The sequence below is a fragment of the Polaromonas sp. P3_B4 genome, from assembly GCF_056402835.1.
In genome coordinates this window covers 2768095-2783383 of the sequence record NZ_JBFUGQ010000001.1, presented here as the reverse complement: position 1 = coordinate 2783383, position 15289 = coordinate 2768095, and the positions used below count along the sequence as shown (strand labels likewise).

Genomic DNA, 15289 nt, shown 5'->3' with positions numbered 1-15289 from the left:
CATGGCCGCGCAAAATCTTTACGACTTGAGTCCTGCCCTGCGCCTGATGATCATGGGGCTGGTGGTGGCGCTCGGGCCGCTGGCCTGGGTGTGGGTACACAACAAGAATGCCCCGGTGGCGCAACGCTTGCGGGTGCTGACGCTGGTGACGCTGTTCCTCACGTTTGATCTGGTGATCTTCGGCGCGTTCACGCGGCTCACTGACTCCGGTTTGGGATGCCCCGACTGGCCTGGTTGCTACGGCAGCGCGAGTCCGGTTGGCGCCCAGATGCACATCGAAGCTGCGCAGACTGCGATGCCGACCGGCCCAGTCACGCATTCCAAGGCTTGGATCGAGATGATCCACCGCTATCTGGCGACCGGCGTTGGCGTGCTTATTCTTACGCTCGCGGTGACAAGCTGGCTGGAGCGCAAGCGCACACCGGTCTCATTCTGGTGGCCTGCTGTCACGCTGATCTGGGTGTGCCTGCAGGGCGCGTTCGGCGCGCTCACTGTGACCATGAAGTTGTTTCCGGCCATCGTCACGTTGCATCTGTTGGGCGGCCTGGTTCTGCTGGCCTTGTTGCGCGCGCAGGCGGTGCGTTATGCGCAAGCGCAGGGCGTCAGCGCCACGGATATTTCTGCCGGCCTGCGGCGTGCTGTGATCGCAGCCTTCGTGCTGCTCTGGGTGCAGATTGCTCTCGGCGGCTGGGTCAGCACCAACTACGCCGTATTGGCCTGCACGGACTTTCCGGGTTGCCAGGGATCGCTGTGGCCGGCCATGGACTTCCGCCAGGGCTTCACGCTGTGGCGCGAACTCGGTGCGGGCCATGACGGCGCCAATATCAGCTTTGAGGCGCTCACCGCCATTCACTATGTGCACCGCCTGGTGGCCTATCTCGTGTTTGCCGTGTTTCTGGCGCTTGCCTTGTGCCTGCACCGCGTGCCCGCGTTTCGCACATCGGCGCGCTGGCTGGCCGGGCTCATACTGCTGCAGGCCGTCACGGGCATCAGCAACGCCGTGCTGGGCTGGCCTTTGCTCGCCGCGGTCATGCATACCGGCGGTGCCGCGGCCCTTGTCATTGTGCTCAGCGGCGTGGTCTTTTCCAGCCGCAGCGGCCCCCTACGCCATATGCGTCAAAATTGAATGCCTAGCGACTTTCCATGAACCCCAGTACTCCCTCCGCCGCACCGGCTCCGGCCTTGCCCCGCGCGCCCTCCCGTTTCGCGCAGTTTTATGCGCTGACCAAGCCGCGCGTGGTGCAACTCATCGTGTTTTGCGCTTTGATCGGCATGGTACTGGCCGTTCCCGGTGTTCCGTCGTGGCCGGATGTCCGGCTCGCGCTGATCGCCTGCGCCGGCATCTGGCTGGTGGCTGGGGCTGCCGCCGCCTTCAACTGCCTGGTCGAGCAGCAGATTGACTCGCGCATGCGGCGCACCGCCTGGCGGCCCACCGCCAAGGGCGAGCTCAGCAATCCGCTCACGCTGTCTTTTTCGGCCGCACTGTGCGCCCTCGGTTCGTGGATTCTTTATGTGTGGGTGAACCCGCTCACCATGTGGCTGACTTTTGCCACCTTCATCGGTTATGCGGTGGTCTACACCGTGATCTTGAAGCCGTTGACGCCGCAGAACATCGTGATCGGCGGCGCTTCAGGCGCCATGCCGCCGGTGCTGGGCTGGGCTGCCATGACGGGTTCGGTCGGCCCGGAGGCGTTGATCCTCTTTTTGATCATCTTCCTCTGGACGCCGCCGCACTTCTGGGCGCTGGCGCTCTACCGCGTGGAAGACTACCGCAAGTCAGGCCTGCCCATGCTGCCCGTGACGCACGGCAATGAGTTCACGCGCCTGCAGGTGTTCCTCTACACGCTGGTATTGTTCCCCGCCTGCCTGATGCCGTTTATCTTCAAGATGAGCGGCTGGCCTTACCTCGTTGCCGCTGTCGCGCTCAGCATCGGCTTCAGCTGGTATGGCTTTCGCCTGTGGCGCAACTACTCCGACGCGCTGGCACGCAAGACCTTCCGGTTTTCGCTGATTCATCTTTCGGTGCTGTTCGCAGCGCTGCTGCTTGACCACTATCTCTAGGCTCCCACCATGAAGTCCCACAGCACGCCCCGGGCTGCCTCACCCGTTCGCCGATCTGCTATTAAAACAATAGCTGTCTGCGCTTTTGCAGTGGGTGCTGCAGGCATTTTTACTGCATGCGCACCGGACAAACCTCAGTTCAAGAGCATTGACCTCACCGGCGCCGACTACGCGCAGGGCTTTACGCTGGCCGACCACAATGGCCAGGTGCGCACGCTGAAAGACTTTGCCGGCAAGGTGGTGGTGGTGTTCTTCGGCTTCACGCAGTGCCCCGACGTCTGCCCGACCTCCATGGCCGAGCTGGCGCAGGTCAAGAAACTGCTGGGCACCGATGGCGACAAGCTGCAGGCAATCTTCATCACGGTCGACCCGGAACGCGATACGCCCGAACTGCTCAAGGCCTACATGGGCAATTTCGACCCGACCTTTGTGGCGCTGCGGCCCACGCTCGACCAATTGCCCCAGGTCGCCAAGGACTTCAAGGTGTATTACAAAAAAGTCGACGGCAAAACGCCGGGCAGCTACACCATGGACCATTCCGCCGGCAGCTATATCTTCGACGGCCAGGGGCGTATCCGTCTTTACAACCGCTACGGCAGCGGCGCTGAGGCGCTGGCGTCCGACATCCGCCTGTTGCTCAAGTCCTGAGCGAATCCGTTCCGCACGGCTGCAACCGGAAAAGGAAAAAGCCCGCACATTGCTGCGCGGGCTTTTTGAAAGAGCGTAAGCCTGCGGGTTTTACGCGTAGGCGGCCAGCACCTTCTTCATCTTCTTCATGGCCGCCACCTCAATCTGGCGGATCCGCTCGGCGCTGACCTTGTACTCGTCGGCCAGGTCGTGCAGCGTCATGCCGCCTGAACCGTCGTCGTTCACCTTGAGCCAGCGCTCTTCCACAATGCGGCGTGAACGCGGGTCGAGATCTTCCAGCGCAGCAGTGATGCCGTCTGAAGCCAGGTTGTCGCGCTGGCGCGACTCCATCAATGCCGTCGGCTCTTGCGTGGCGTCGGCCAGGTAAGCGATCGGGCCAAAGGCGTCTTCGCCGTCGTCACTCGGGCTTGGGTCCAGCAGCACGTCGCCGCCCGACATGCGCTGCTCCATCTCGATGACTTCCTCGCGCTTGACGTTCAACGTCTTGGCCATCGAATCAATTTGGCCTTCAGTCAGCGTGTCGCGGTGCGTCGCCACGTCGGCGTCGTCCTTGTAGCCTTGCTTCATCGAGCGCAGGTTGAAAAACAGCTTGCGCTGGGCCTTGGTCGTGGCGACCTTGACCATGCGCCAGTTTTTCAGGATGTACTCATGGATCTCAGCCTTGATCCAGTGCATGGCGTAGCTCACCAGGCGCACGTTCTGGTCCGGGTCGAAGCGCTTGACCGCCTTCATCAGGCCGATGTTGCCTTCCTGGATCAGGTCGCCGTGCGGCAGGCCATAACCCAGGTATTTGCGCGAAATCGAAACCACCAAACGCAAGTGAGAGAGCACTAACTTACCTGCAGAATCGAGATCGTTGTTTTCCTTGAGATTTTTGGCAAATTCCTGCTCCTGCTCCAGGGTGAGCATGGGGAGACGGTTCACGGCGGAAATATAAGCGTCCAGGTTGCCCAGCGGGGGCACCAGCGACCAGGGGTTGACGGCTGTGGACGCGCCCGATTTCGGCACGACAGCGGTCAGGGAAGCGGGGGAAAGAGCATAAGACACAGCAAGACTCCTTTCGTCTGGTGCTAAATATTAGCACTCTGTTGGAGAGAGTGCTAAGCAATAGGTTCAATGACTCGGATAGCGCAAGGCTAATAAGTGAAAACCCTTGGTATGAGCCGCATTGTGGGCCATTGGTTCAGGGGGATTGGTTTCTGCCTTGTAAATGCGCGGTATCGATTTGTACGGGGCTGCTGCCCTTCCAAAGGCGGATTTGCTATCTATTTGATAGCTACCTGCGCAAGTTCTTGTTGGGTTGAAGCCATATTTGACGCCAAATCCAGGTGGGCTGTGCATCAGCTTTATGGCCAATTTTATGGAATGAAATTGGCCTTTCACCCAGGTAGGACGGGCGCAAGCAGCTACGAATTTAATAGCGGTTCCGTACTTTTCGTTCCCAGCCACCTGAACCGGCGCTTGCAGGTATGGATTTACGGCAGGCGCTTGTCGTCACGCACTTCGCGGACTTCGACGTCCACCACGTCGCCGGCACGGGGGCTGGCCGGGTTGCCTTGGGCGGCCCCACCCGGCCACATGCCCTGGGGCGAATAGCGCTGGAAGCGGCCAAACACCATCGCAGGCGCCGGCTTGCGGCCGGTGACGAGCGACTTCAGGAGGCTCAGCGCCACGACGATCAGGGCTGCGACCAGCAGGCTGACGGCAAACACAGCCGCGAAGATGCCAAAGAGGAGCTTGAGGAAAAAACGCAGAATTTTGCTGATCAAGCGAGGTACCTGTGAAAAGGTTTAAACCTCCAAGATGGAGGCCGCCCGGGTGTTTTCAAGCTGGATGGATCACCAGCGTATACCCAGCTTGCCAAACAGCTTGCTGAGCACAAACAGCGGCCCGACCCAGAGGTACTGGATATCTTCAAAGAAAGAAGGCTTTTTGCCCTCGATCTTGTGGCCGATGAATTGCAGGATCCAGGCGCCCACAAAAATCCCGATACAAATCGGCAATACCAGCGGCCCCATGGCGAACACCAGACCCAGAAACAGCACCGACCAGACCGCCATGGTCATAAAGAACATCGCCGACAGGCGCGCGTAGTAGACCATGCTGGCCGCGACGAACACATACGCGATATAGGGGTGAAGCGCAAACAGCATGCCGACCAGGCTCAGCATGATGAGCGGGATGGCGATGAAGTGGATCAGTTCGTTGCGCGGGTTCCGGTGGCTTTCGCCGTAGTGCGCCAACAGCTGGTCAACCTTGCGCGGCCCGGTAACGGTATCGGGAATATCCGCTATGTCGTTCATGTATGTCTCCATTGGCGGGGATCGCCTCTGGGCGGATTTTCCGCCAGGCCACCAGAACCTGAGCGGTGTTTTACAAAACGTAACGCAGACCGCGAACGGCCTGCGGACTTTGTGCTTACCGGGTGTGCTTGCCGATCAGGTCGGCGTGATTTTCGCAGTCTTGATAATCCGGCTCCAGCGGTCTATTTCGCTTTTCAGGAAGCGACCGAACTCTTCTGAACCCTTTTGTGAGACACGAAAGCCTTGTTGCTTGGCGCGCTCTTCCACGTCAGCGCTGTACATGATCTTGATGATCTCGCGCGAGTATCTGTCGACAATGTCATCCGGCGTCTTGGCCGGGAGCATGGCCCCTGTCCAGTTCTCGACAAAGAGGCCAGTCATACCGGCCTCGAAAGCAGTCGGGACATCAGGCACCCCCGGGTGCCGGCCCAGGCTGCAGATCGCGATCGCGCGCAGTTTTCCACCTTTGACGTGAGCGATCGATTCCGGATAGTTGGAAAAAATCACGTCCAGCTGGCCACCGATCAGGTCGACCATCGAGGGCGCGCCGCCGCGGTAGGGCACATGGATCATCTTCGTTTTGTTCAACTCGCAGAACAAAGCCATGGTCAGGTGTGCTGGGGTGCCGTTGCCACTCGAGCCCGCGCTCAGCTGCTTGGTTTTGGACACGGCCATCAGGTCCTTGAAGTCCTTGATGGGACTGGCGGCGGGAACCACGACCAGCATCGGCGAATTGGCCATCAGGGCGACCGGGCGCAGGTCTTTGGTGAAGCTGTAAGCCGCATTCGGATAAAGGGATACATTCGCGGCATGTGTCAACGTGATGGCCAGCAGCGTATTGCCGTCGGGCGCCGATTTGGCGACCAGCTCGGCGCCGATCTGCGCGTTTCCGCCAGCCTTGTTTTCGACAATCACGGGAGTCTTCCACGCTTCGGAAAGCTTTTGGGCGACCGTGCGGGCCATCATGTCGGTCAGGCCGCCGGGCGTGAACGGGACCACATACTTGATGGTGCTGCCTGGTTTGGGAAAGGTCTGCTGTGCCAGCCCCAGACCCGGAATGCCCGTCAGGGCTGCACCTGTTGATGCCAATACGATGTCACGACGTTTCATGCCTACTCCTCTTGATTGAATAACTGTTAACCCACTAACTGATCCAACTGCGATTTGAGTGCGTCGGGAATGTTGATTCCCGTCTGTAGTGCTTTCGTTTCAAGTGCGATGCGCCGCGTACCGGCCAGACGTACACCTTCGTCCAGCAGCATTTCGGCGATCACGGTTTCCATGCGTTCAAAGTAAGTGTCTGTGCCTGCAAGCGCGCCCGGGTCGATCAGGATGAAAGCCTGGCCGATTCGCGGCTGATTGCCCTCATCCACAAAAAACGATGATGCCTCAAAAGCAAACTGCGCGCCAATCACGGCTGTCACCAGCAGCTCAACCATCAATGCCAACATGGAACCTTTGGGGCTGCTCACGGCGCCCAGCGGCAGCATGGAGCCTTCCAGAGCCGCCTGTGCGTCCGTTGTGGGCCGGCCTTGCGTGTCCAGCGCCCAGCCCAGCGGAATGGATTTGCCTTCCTTGGCCGCAACCATCACCTTGCCGCGCGCAACTTCGCTCAGAGACAGGTCAATCAGCAGTGGATCGGCGTTTCTGCGGGGAAACGCGGCAGCAATCGGGTTGGTTCCAAAGATCGGGTGCTTGCCGCCTGCCGCTGGCATGGCCGCCGGTGCGTTGGCAAAACCAAGGCCTACCAGGCCCGCATCGGTTGCGGCGCGCAGATGATCCACCAATACCCCGCAATGGTGGCTGTTGGTCACGCCGACAAAACACACGCCCAGTTCCCGGGCGGTTGCAATCGCTGTGGAGATCGCCAGGTCGCAAGCGGGAAAAGCCAGGCCCTGCTTTGCATCCACCAGCACCGCCGCACCTTTTTTGTGCGCCACGACGGCGACGGCATGGCCATCGGCCCGGCCATTGCGAAGATGGGTGGCATATTGGGGCACGCGGCTCAGGCCATGCGAAGCGAGTCCTTGCGCTTCGGCGCGAACCAGTGCTCTCGCGGTGGTGGCCGCCATGGCTTCTGCCGCGCCCGCCTTGCGCAGCGCCTGCGTGGCAAGACGTGTTGCTTCTTCAATAGACAGTTGGACCATTTACTTCAGGCTCTCCAGCACCTTGTCGGCAATCATGAACGATACACGTTCATTTGACTGCATGCTGAGACCTGAAATGTGTGGCGTAAGCAACAGGTTGGGGCATCCTTGCAACGCCGCGCTCGCGGGCAGGGGCTCGGCATCGAATACATCAATGGCCGCACCGCCCAGTTGCCCCGACCGCAGTGCCGCACTGACTGCCGCGATGTCCACGATGTGGCCCCTCGAGGTATTGATCAGGACTGCGCCTTTTTTCATCTGGCCAATGCGTGCCGCGCTGAGCAGCCCGCGCGTCGCATCCACCAGGGGCACATGCAATGTGACGGCATCTGCGCCGCTGATGAGGTCGTCAAGGCCGGCGTACTGCACACCGGTCTGCGCGAAAACCGGGGCATCGGGTGCAAGCGCGGGGTCATAGGCAATCACGTGCATGCCCAGGCCACGTGCCAGGCGGGCGGTGGTCTGGCCTATGGAGCCAAAACCGATGATGCCCAACGTTTGCCCGGCAGCTTCACGGCCGTTGCTCAGCGCAGCGCGCGGCCATTGGCCGGCCGCCACGGCTTCGGTGGAAGCAAAAGCGCCGCGCAGCAGCAGCAGGGTGCTGGCAACGACGTATTCCGCCACGCTGAGTGCGTTGGCGCCCGAGGCGGGAATGACCTTGATGCCGCGGGCTTCGCAGGCCGGCACGTCGATGTTGTCCAGCCCCACGCCGAGCCGGCCCACCACCTTGCAGCGGGCCATTGCGGCGAGCAGTTCGCCGCGCACCTGCGTCAGGTTGCGCACGATCAACACATCGGCTTGGCCCGCCTCGGCCCGCAGGCGGGTGGCGTCGCCCACCAGCTGCGGGTCATAGAGCACGTCATGTGCCGCTTCAAGCTGCGCCACTGCGCGCTCGTCCATGAATTCACAGATGACAATGCGCGCCCGCGTCATGACAGTGCCACCAGCATGTGAGCACAATTTTCCGCCGGGCCGCCCCAAGGAAAATTAGCCCCCTCGGGGGGCAGCGTATTACACGAAGTGAAAAGCGTGGGGGCCATGTTCTAGGCTGATTCAAAGAGGCGCGTCAGCACGAACTCGCGGTGGCCCAGCGCTTCTGCAGCGGTCAGGCGGCCGTTGGCGGTGCGCAGCATGTTCTCCAGCAGCTTGTCGCCGGCCTGGTCGAGCGTGATATCGCGCTGCAGCAGCCCGGAGGTGTCCACGTCGATGTGTTCGCTCATCAGGCGCACGGTGCGCGGGTTCGAGCAGATCTTGATCACGGGAACAATCGCATTGCCGATCACGTTGCCCTGGCCGGTGGGGAAGAAGTGCACGGCGTAACCGGAGGCGGCGCACAGGGTCACCATTTCGGCGGCGGCGCTCGACGAGTCCATGAACCACAGGCCCGGGTGCGTGGGCATTTCGGCCTTGTCGATGACGCCGTCGACCGTGCAGACCTTGCCGATCTTCTGAATGTTGCCCAGCGCTTTTTCCTCGATGGTCGTGAGGCCTCCGGCAATGTTTCCCTTGGTGGGCTGCGAGTCCGACAGGTCGCTGGTCTTGTGGCGGTTGATCATGTCCTGGTAGCGGTTGAACATGAACATGAACTGGTCGCGCACGGCATCTGTGGCACAACGGTCGGCGACGATCTTTTCACCACCGGTGATCTCGGAGGTTTCACCGAAGCACAGGTAGTTGCCGAGCGGGTGCAGCTTGTCGAAGGCGTTGCCGACGGTGGGATTGGCGCCGCAGCCGGACGTGGTGTCCGATTCGCCGCACTTGGTGGACACCCACAGTTCGGAGATGCCGCAGACCTCGCGCTGCTTTTCGCTGGCCCACTGCACATACTCACGTGCGGCTTTGGAGGCCTTCATGATGGTCTCATGGTCGCCGTGGCCTTCAATGCCGAAGCCCACGACCGGTTTGCCAGTTTTGGCGATGCCGTCCACCACTTTTTTGGTCCAGCTGTCTTCAATGCCGATCACCACGACGGCGGCGACGTTGGGGTTGCAGCCGGCACCGATCAGGGTGCGAAAGTGCAGCTCCAGGTCGGCACCGAATTGCAGCCGCCCATAGGGGTGCGGAATCGCCATGCAGCCCTTGATGTTGTGGGCCACCGCCTCGGCGGCTGCATTGGAGAGGTCGTCCAGCGGCAGGATGATGACGTGGTTGCGCACGCCGACGCGGCCGTTTTCACGGCGGTAGCCCAGAAATGTGGTGTTTTTATCGATGACTGACATGGGGGATCCTTTTAAAGTTTTTTGAGTTGATGGTTTGGATGGCGTAGCGAGCGGGCGGCAGGCAAGGCGCAAACCGCAGGCGGGCTCCTGCCCGGCGAGGATTTGCAACGCTGCATCCCGCCCGCGCAGTAGCCAGGCAAGCCATCAACTACCAGCGCTTGGTTTTGATGTTATGGACATGGGCGTGCTGGCCGGCCTTGATGTTGGCAACAACCTTGCCCATGTCGATGCCGTACTTCAGCACGGTGTCGCCGACAGCCATGTCCTTGAGGGCCACCTTGTGGCCGATCGGGATGTCCTGTTGGGCCTGCACATTGATCATGCGGTCCTCGTCCATGATCCAGCCGGTCATGGCGGTTCCTGCCTTCACACCTTCCACCACCACAACGGCCACGGTGTCTTTGGCGTCATGCAATACAAAATGAATCATGGGGTCTCCGAATGGCCTGAGTTGAATTGAGTTGCCAGTTTTATGGGCCGGCAACCGCTTGTCAATTCACTCATATATATGACTTGTACGACTCGCCCGTTGGTGTTTCAATGGCGGCCGTGAATGTCAAAAACACATCGGCTCCATTGCGTCCGTTGATGAGCGAAGAGGCCATGCCGCTCTACCGCCAGGTCAAGCGCGAGCTGCAAAAACTCATCGAGGCCGGGCATTGCGGCCCGGGTAAACCCTTGCCCAGCGAGGCGAATATTGCCGCGAGCCTGCAGGTGAGCATTGGCACCCTGCGCCATGCCGTTGACGAGCTGGTACACGAGCATGTGCTGGTGCGGCGGCAGGGCAAGGGAACTTTTGTGGCGCCGCACAACAATGCCCGCTTCATGTTCCAGTTTTTTCACGTGGAGCCGCACTGGAACTTCGGTGACGACGATGCGGCGCGGGACCGCGACTACCCGGAAATTGACTGCATCGCTTTTGGGCGCGAGCGGGCCACGGAGCAAGAAGCCGCCGCGTTGCGTATCAAGGCGGGGGAGTCCGTGTTCAGGGCGGAAAACCGCCTCGCCCTGCAGGGCAGGGTGGTCATGCATGACCGGCTGACCATTGCGGCGGCTCTGTTCCGCAACCTCACCGAAAAGCGTTTTGTGGAAAGGCCCGGCACGATCTATGCCTTGTACCAGACGGACTTCGGCATCACCGTGCTGCGGGCACAGGAACGTGCACGCGCCGCGGCGGCCGACCGGACCCAGGCGCGCCTGCTGGGGCTGGCGGTGGGCTCCCCGGTGCTGGAAGTGCATCGGCTGGCCCTGACGTTCGGCGACAAGCCCGTGGAATACCGGGTCTCTACCATCAATACCCAGGCGCACGACTATGTCAGTGTGCTGTCCAAGAAGGCATGAACATGGACCTTGTTGTGGTGCTGGAGAAAACCCGGCTCGCGGGCATGGAGGCTGCCGCCCGCATCAGGAAAGCGCAGGCTGAACTGCAGCCGGCGGATGTCCGTCAGAAAGCGCCGGGTGACTGGGTCACGCGCTTTGACCGCGAAGTGGAAGAGGGCTTGCGCGGCGCATTGCTGCAAGTCTTGCCGCAGAGCGGTTTTGTCGGCGAAGAAAGCGGCGGCGAATTGACGGAGCAGCCCACCTGGCTGGTCGACCCGATTGATGGCACGGCAAACTTTGCGCGCGGCTACCCTCAGTATGCGGTATCGATTGCACTGTGTGTGGACCGGCAGCCGGTGCTGGGCGTGATCGTGGATCCGTCCCGCCACGAAATTTTTACTGCGGCATCGGGCCTTGGTGCATACCTGAATGGGGAGCGCCTGGCCTGTGCTGCCGCGCGCCCTGCTGCGCAATGCCTGGTTTCGACGGTGTTTCCCAAGCCGGGTGCGCCTTTCATGGACGACTACCTGCGTGAATTTGGTGATGTACTGAGAACGTTTGGGCAGGTTCGGCGAAGCGGGTCCATGGCGCTGGAACTGGCTTATGTGGCGGCCGGGCGGGCTGATGCCTTCTGGGAACGCGGCATGGGCGCGTGGGACGCTGCGGCCGGGTTGGTGCTGCTGCGCGAGGCCGGCGCCACGATGCGGTCCCTGGACGGCTTGCCCCTGCTGCAAAGCCGGATGCTGGTGGCGGGAAGCCCTACCGGTGCGGCGCTGCTGGAAAAAGTTCTCACGCATTACCCCGGTGGTCCAAACCCTCCGTCCCATTCATCCAACAAGTCTGTCTGATATCCCATGATTTTTAAATGGCGCATGGCGCTGGCGTCCCACTTTCCAGGTGTGCTGGTGTGCATGGTGATTGCACTGGCCGCGACTTTCATCTCCGAGCACTATGGCGGTCCCCAACTGCTCTATGCCTTGCTGATCGGCCTGGCGTTCCACTTTCTCAATAGCCACCCCAAGGCGGCCAAGGGCATTGGTTTTTGCGGCCGCGTGGTGCTGCGCGTGGGGGTCGCGCTGCTTGGTGCCCGCATTACGTTTGCGCAAGTGGCCCAACTGGGCGCCGGAACCGCCGTGGTTATCGTGCTGGCGGTGGTACTGACGATTTTGCTGGGCGTGCTGCTGGCGCGCTGGCTGAAGTGTTCGCGTGATGAAGGCCTGCTGTCGGGCAGCGCGGTGGCCATCTGCGGTGCATCGGCGGCGCTAGCCGTGTCTTCCGTGCTGCCCCAGACGAAAGAAAACGAACGCTTCACACTGCTGGCCGTGGTGGGCGTCACGGTGCTGTCGACGCTGGCGATGGTGGTCTACCCATTCAGCCTGCAGGCCATCGGGCTCTTGCCGGGGCAGGCCGGTATTGTGCTGGGCGGCTCGATTCACGACGTGGCGCAGGTGGTAGCGGCCGGCATGATGCTCGGCCCGCAGGCGGGTGACACGGCCACCGTGGTCAAGCTGTTTCGCGTCATGATGCTGATGCCCATCGTACTGTTCATTGCGGTGCTGTACCGCAACCATCCGGCCGTCAAGGTGCCGGAAACAGAAGTGCCGCTGGTACCGGGCTTCCTGATCGCTTTTGTCGTGCTGGTCATGCTGGCCAGCGCCGGCCTGATCGCGGCGCCGGTGGTTCAACTGGCCAGCGATGCATCGCGCTGGATGCTGGTAACGGCCATTGCCGCTGCGGGTGTGAAGACCAGTTTTGAAGACTTGCTCAAGCTGGGCTGGAAGCCTGTGGCGCTGTTGCTGGCCGAGACATTCTTTATCGTGGCCTTCGTGGTGATCTCGGTACTGCTGCTAAAGCTTGGGGTGCCTTGAGCGGCAAGCGGCGAATCTGCCGGTTCAGCCCAGAAGAGCCTGCGCGAATTCACGCGCGTTGAAGGTTTCCAGGTCTTCCAGCTGCTCACCCACACCGATGAAGTACACCGACACCGGACGCAGTGTGGGTGAGGCAATGGCACGTTCACGGGCCCACAGCGCAATGGCCGCCAAAACGCCGCCCTTGGCTGTGCCGTCCAGCTTGGTCACGATGAGGCCGGTCAGCTGCAGCGTGTCATCAAAGGCCTTGACCTGGGCCAATGCGTTTTGCCCGGTGTTGCCGTCAATAACCAGAAGTACCTCGTGGGGTGCTGTGGCGTCTGCTTTCTGCACTACACGTTTGATCTTGCGCAGCTCTTCCATCAGGTGCAACTGCGTCGGCAGGCGGCCGGCCGTGTCGACCAGCACCACATCTTTGCCGCGCGCCTTGCCTGCGCTCACGGCGTCAAAGCTCACGGCGGCCGGGTCGCCGCCTTCCTGGCTGACGATCTCGACGGTGTTGCGGTCGGCCCAGACGCTGAGCTGCTCGCGCGCCGCGGCGCGAAAGGTGTCAGCTGCTGCCAGCAGCACCGAGGCGCCTTCGGTGGCCAAGTGCCGTGTGAGCTTGCCGATGGATGTGGTCTTTCCGGCACCGTTGACCCCGGTCACCATGATCACGGTGGGCTGGTACTGGCCGATCACGAGGGGCTGCTCCAGCGGCTTGAGCAGTTGTGCGATGGAGTCCACCAAGGCATTCTTGACGGCGACGGGGTGCGTCATGCCGCCTTCCTTGACGCGGCGTTTGACATCGGCCAGCAGGTGTTCGGTGGCCTTGCTGCCGGCGTCGGCCATCAATAACGCGGTCTCCAGGTCTTCGTAGAGTGCATCGTCGATGCGGCTGCCGGTGAACACGGTCGAGATGCTGGAGCCGGTCTTGCGCAGCCCGGCCTGCAGCTTGCCGAGCCAGCGTTCCCGCTCGGGGGCCACAGCGCCGGGAACCGGAATGGCAATGGGGGTTACAAGCGCGCTGCCAATCAAGCTGCCACCCGCAGGAGCTGGCGCGGGCACGGGTGCAGCGGGCACAGGTACTGCCGGGTCCGGGGTGGATCCGCCGGCCGGGGAGGGCGTATCGGGCGCAGAAGACGCCGGTGGGGCAGGGGGAGGGGATTTTTTCTTGAAAAAACTGAACATTGGGTATGCTTGTGGAGTCCTAGTGGGCAATTGCACTCTGCAGTGCCGTGCGGCGCCACCCAGCTATTCTATGAAACACCCCAGGCCAGCCCTTTTGACACCCCCAGTACCCCTATCTTCCATACTTCGCCCGTCGGCCGCCTGGCGCCTGCCCGCCTTGGTGCTGACTCTGTGCCTGGGCACGGCGGCCCTTGCGCAGGCGCCCGCGCCCGCACCGGCAGTGGAGCAGTTCACGCTGGCCAACGGCCTCACGGTCATCGTCAAGCCCGACCACCGCGCGCCCACCGTGGCCCACATGCTGTGGGTGCGCGTGGGCTCCATGGACGAGGTCGACGGCACATCGGGCGTGGCCCATGTGCTGGAACACATGATGTTCAAGGGAACGGCGAAGGTCAAACCGGGTGAGTTTTCAAAGCGCGTAGCCGCCCTGGGCGGACGCGACAACGCTTTCACCAGCCGCGACAACACGGCCTACCACCAGCAGATTCCGGCCGGCAAGCTGGAGGACGTCATGCGCCTGGAGGCTGACCGTTTCACCGGAAACCAGTGGGCCGACGACGAGTTCAAGCGCGAGATCGAGGTCGTCAAGGAAGAGCGGCGCCTGCGCACCGAAGATTCGCCGCGCGCCATGCTGTATGAGCAGATGACCGCGATGACGTTTACTGCCTCGCCTTACCGGCGCCCGGTGGTCGGCTGGATGAGCGACATCGAGGCCATGACACCCGACGATGCGCGCGACTTTTACCGCCGCTGGTATGTGCCTGCCAATGCCGCCGTGGTCATTGCCGGTGATGTAGATGTCGCGCAGGTCAAAAAGCTGACCGAAAAATACTACGGCGGGATTCCGGCGCGTGCCGTGCCGGTGCGCAAGCCGCGTACCGAGCCCGTGCAGGCCGGTGTGCGCCGCATGGACTTCAAGGCACCGGCCAGCCAGGCCTATGTCAGCATGGTTTTCAAGGTGCCCAAGCTGGAGCCGGCAGACCTGGCCGCGCCGGCCGCCGGCGCCAGCCGCGACGCGCTGGCGCTGACGGTGCTGGCCGCCGTGCTGGACGGCTACAGCGGCGCCCGGCTTGACCGCGCGCTGGTGCAGCAGTCCCGTGTGGCCGACAGCGCCGGTGCGTCCAATGGCCTGATGGGCCGGGGGCCGCAGCTCTTTTCGCTTGACGGCGTGCCCGCTGCCGGTAAAACCGCCCAGCAGGTGGCCGACGCGCTGCGCGAGCAGGTGGCCAAGGTGGCGCGCGAAGGCGTGAGCGAGGCCGAATTGAACCGCGTCAAGACGCAGTGGGTGGCCAGCGAGACCTACAAGCTCGACTCGGTCTTCAACCAGGCGCGCGAGCTCGGCTCCCACTGGGTGCAAGGCCTGCCGCTGGATGCCAGCGAACGCATCATTGCCGCCCTGCGCAGCATCACGGGCGCCGAGGTGCAGGCAGTGGCCGCGAAATATTTTGGTGACGACCAGATGACGATGGCAACGCTGTTGCCGCAGCCGCTGGATCCGAACCGCAAGCCGCGCCAGGGCACTGCGCCTGCCGGCGACCTGCAGCGTTGAGCTG

General features: G+C 62.1%; 16 protein-coding genes. 7 read left to right on the top strand and 9 right to left on the bottom strand.

Annotated elements, in window-relative coordinates; genetic code table 11:
- Window position 1 precedes the first annotated feature (1 nt).
- The 3 genes from AC1DVV_RS13260 to AC1DVV_RS13250 are packed head-to-tail and all read left to right on the top strand — an operon-like array spanning window position 2 to window position 2709.
- Window positions 2–1126, top strand: coding sequence for a COX15/CtaA family protein (locus AC1DVV_RS13260; protein WP_477666663.1), 1125 nt, complete (start codon window positions 2–4; stop codon window positions 1124–1126).
- Window positions 1127–1143: 17 nt separating this feature from the next.
- Window positions 1144–2061 (top strand): heme o synthase, encoded by a 918-nt coding sequence (gene cyoE, locus AC1DVV_RS13255; RefSeq protein WP_457282213.1) that lies wholly within the window; start codon window positions 1144–1146, stop codon window positions 2059–2061.
- Between the two features lie 9 nt (window positions 2062–2070).
- Window positions 2071–2709: an SCO family protein gene (locus AC1DVV_RS13250; protein WP_477702238.1), complete on the top strand. Its 639-nt coding sequence runs from the start codon at window positions 2071–2073 to the stop codon at window positions 2707–2709.
- A 90-nt stretch (window positions 2710–2799) separates the two neighbouring features.
- Here AC1DVV_RS13250 and rpoH read toward each other — a convergent pair whose 3' ends face one another.
- The 8 genes from rpoH to AC1DVV_RS13210 all read right to left on the bottom strand — a co-directional run bounded on the left by rpoH (window position 2800) and on the right by AC1DVV_RS13210 (window position 9808).
- Window positions 2800–3729, bottom strand: coding sequence for an RNA polymerase sigma factor RpoH (gene rpoH, locus AC1DVV_RS13245; RefSeq protein ID WP_457282276.1), 930 nt, complete (start codon window positions 3727–3729; stop codon window positions 2800–2802).
- 455 nt (window positions 3730–4184) lie between these two features.
- Complete coding sequence (locus AC1DVV_RS13240; RefSeq protein WP_457282211.1) at window positions 4185–4478, bottom strand: hypothetical protein; 294 nt, start codon at window positions 4476–4478, stop codon at window positions 4185–4187.
- A gap of 69 nt (window positions 4479–4547) precedes the next feature.
- Complete coding sequence (locus tag AC1DVV_RS13235) at window positions 4548–5012, bottom strand: Mpo1 family 2-hydroxy fatty acid dioxygenase (protein ID WP_457282210.1); 465 nt, start codon at window positions 5010–5012, stop codon at window positions 4548–4550.
- Window positions 5013–5147: 135 nt separating this feature from the next.
- Entirely contained in the window at window positions 5148–6122 is a 975-nt protein-coding gene (locus AC1DVV_RS13230; protein ID WP_457282209.1) for a Bug family tripartite tricarboxylate transporter substrate binding protein, read from the bottom strand.
- 26 nt (window positions 6123–6148) lie between these two features.
- Window positions 6149–7159 carry an Ldh family oxidoreductase gene (locus tag AC1DVV_RS13225; protein WP_477702239.1) on the bottom strand — a complete coding sequence of 337 codons (1011 nt, stop codon included), beginning with the start codon at window positions 7157–7159 and terminating at the stop codon, window positions 6149–6151.
- On the bottom strand, window positions 7160–8092 hold the full coding sequence (locus AC1DVV_RS13220; RefSeq protein WP_477702240.1) for a hydroxyacid dehydrogenase: 933 nt from the start codon (window positions 8090–8092) through the stop codon (window positions 7160–7162).
- Between the two features lie 110 nt (window positions 8093–8202).
- Entirely contained in the window at window positions 8203–9378 is a 1176-nt protein-coding gene (locus tag AC1DVV_RS13215) for a UxaA family hydrolase (protein WP_477666665.1), read from the bottom strand.
- A 148-nt stretch (window positions 9379–9526) separates the two neighbouring features.
- Complete coding sequence (locus AC1DVV_RS13210) at window positions 9527–9808, bottom strand: UxaA family hydrolase (protein WP_007862870.1); 282 nt, start codon at window positions 9806–9808, stop codon at window positions 9527–9529.
- A gap of 110 nt (window positions 9809–9918) precedes the next feature.
- On the opposite strand from AC1DVV_RS13210, the gene AC1DVV_RS13205 reads away from it, so the two are divergent.
- From AC1DVV_RS13205 to AC1DVV_RS13195, 3 genes are read left to right on the top strand one after another with little or no spacing between them, the layout of a single operon-like run.
- A complete protein-coding gene (locus AC1DVV_RS13205; RefSeq protein WP_457282205.1) occupies window positions 9919–10719 on the top strand; it encodes a GntR family transcriptional regulator in 801 nt (266 codons plus the stop codon).
- A complete protein-coding gene (locus AC1DVV_RS13200) occupies window positions 10716–11546 on the top strand; it encodes an inositol monophosphatase family protein (protein WP_477666666.1) in 831 nt (276 codons plus the stop codon). The genes AC1DVV_RS13205 and AC1DVV_RS13200 overlap by 4 nt, the downstream gene beginning before the upstream one ends.
- A 6-nt stretch (window positions 11547–11552) precedes the next feature.
- Window positions 11553–12566, top strand: coding sequence for a YeiH family protein (locus AC1DVV_RS13195; RefSeq protein WP_457282203.1), 1014 nt, complete (start codon window positions 11553–11555; stop codon window positions 12564–12566).
- 24 nt (window positions 12567–12590) lie between these two features.
- Here AC1DVV_RS13195 and ftsY read toward each other — a convergent pair whose 3' ends face one another.
- The gene (gene ftsY, locus AC1DVV_RS13190) at window positions 12591–13736 is read right to left on the bottom strand and encodes a signal recognition particle-docking protein FtsY (protein WP_477702241.1); all 1146 of its coding nucleotides are present in this window, start codon (window positions 13734–13736) and stop codon (window positions 12591–12593) included.
- A 70-nt stretch (window positions 13737–13806) separates the two neighbouring features.
- Here ftsY and AC1DVV_RS13185 point away from each other — a divergent pair, with 70 nt between their 5' ends.
- Window positions 13807–15285, top strand: a complete 1479-nt coding sequence (locus AC1DVV_RS13185; RefSeq protein WP_477666668.1) for a M16 family metallopeptidase — start codon at window positions 13807–13809, stop codon at window positions 15283–15285.
- The last annotated feature ends 4 nt before the right edge of the window (window positions 15286–15289 follow it).